This is a genomic window from Okeania hirsuta, from assembly GCF_003838195.1.
In the GTDB taxonomy this organism is placed as follows: Bacteria; Cyanobacteriota; Cyanobacteriia; order Cyanobacteriales; family Microcoleaceae; genus Okeania; species Okeania hirsuta.
Genome location: NZ_RCBY01000570.1, coordinates 1 through 1,488 on the forward strand (window position 1 = coordinate 1; position 1,488 = coordinate 1,488).

Here is a 1,488-nt window from a genome sequence, read left to right on the forward strand (position 1 = left end):
AGAACTATCGTATTATGTCGATAAATTGCGCAAATTGTTAACTAAGTCGAAACTCTCTCCTTAAGGACAGTTTTTAAATTAAATATAGATTTTAAGGGCAAGAGAGCCAACTTTTCTAGTAAGATAATTAATCAAGCTTTTATCGTAAACTAAAAGCAATAGCTGATGGCTGATGGCTGAATGCTTACTTTTAAAGGAGAGGTAATTATTAATTATTAATTGTTGAATTTGTAGCTTTGCTTCTAGAAATAGAGGCAAAGCGATATTTATTACAGTTTGAGTATGAATTATCTAGGAAAACCACTACCTATAAATATCTAATTGTATTATCTATTATCTCTGTTAGGAAATGGGTGTATCTCATATTTGCTATTTGCAAAAATACTTTTTTCCTATTCCCTATTCCCTGTTCCCTGTTCCCTGTTCCCTGTTCCATAAAATCAATAATTTTTTGGCTTTATTCAAAATTGAGATGCACCCTAGGAAATAGGTGTTAACAGAAAAGAACAACTACTTTTATCTTTCATTCCCCATCCAACAATTTGCCCATGATTATTAATAGATCGTGCTTCCTTAAGAACCCAACCAGAGGAAGGATCGATCAAATCATTTAGGTCTTGCATCTGATTAAGACTATCCCAAATAAAAGCTCTTTTAGCCCATCCTTCTTGCTCTGTATTTATTAGCTTGTCAGAAGAACCAACTATTAGACCAAAATCATTAATACTATTAGCTTCACTGTCAAAAAATTGTAAGTTGACATTATTAGAAATAGTACCAAGGTCTTGAAATTCCTCACTGCCATTCCACAAAAAAGCTCGGTTATTGTGTTGAGGCATAGAATAAAAACCAATCACCTGGCCAGACCTATTAATATCTGAACCTAAAAAACCTGGTAATTCTTGGATATCTTTGTCACCATTCCATATAAAAGCCTTTACGATTAAATCTGAAGAAACAGAATAGCCTACTACTTGACCAGAATAGTTAATTGCGTAGGCACTACTTTCTATATCATCAGAAATACTAAGATTTTGTATGCCTTTTGTCTCATCCCAAATAAAAGCTTTTCTTTGACCATTATTAGTGACAGAAAAACCTACTACTTGACCAGAATTATTAATACAATAAGCCTCACTCAAATTATTACTTTTGGAATCAAGGTGATGTATTCCTTTTGTCTTATCCCAAATAAAAGCTTTCCGTTGACCACAATCATATACAGAATAGCCAACTACTTGGCCATAATCATTAATACTATAGGGACAGCTAGAATGATTACCAATAGTACCAATATCTTGCATACCTTCGTCAGAGTCCCATACAAAGGCTTGTTTTTGCCCTATATCGTTAATTGAATAACCAACTATTTGAGCAGAGTCGTTAATATCTTTGGCTACACTTACATAGTCTCTAAATGTACCTAAGTCAGTCAGCTCATAACAAGAGGCAGCAGTAGTAACATTTGATTGTGTTACACTGGGCATC

General features: G+C 33.7%; 1 protein-coding gene. It reads right to left on the reverse strand.

Annotated features, from left to right (window positions below; translation table 11 throughout):
• Window positions 1-479: 479 nt before the first annotated feature.
• A partial coding sequence (locus D5R40_RS32920) for a DUF3466 family protein (protein WP_124147829.1) occupies window positions 480-1,488 on the reverse strand: 1,009 nt, incomplete at its 5' end.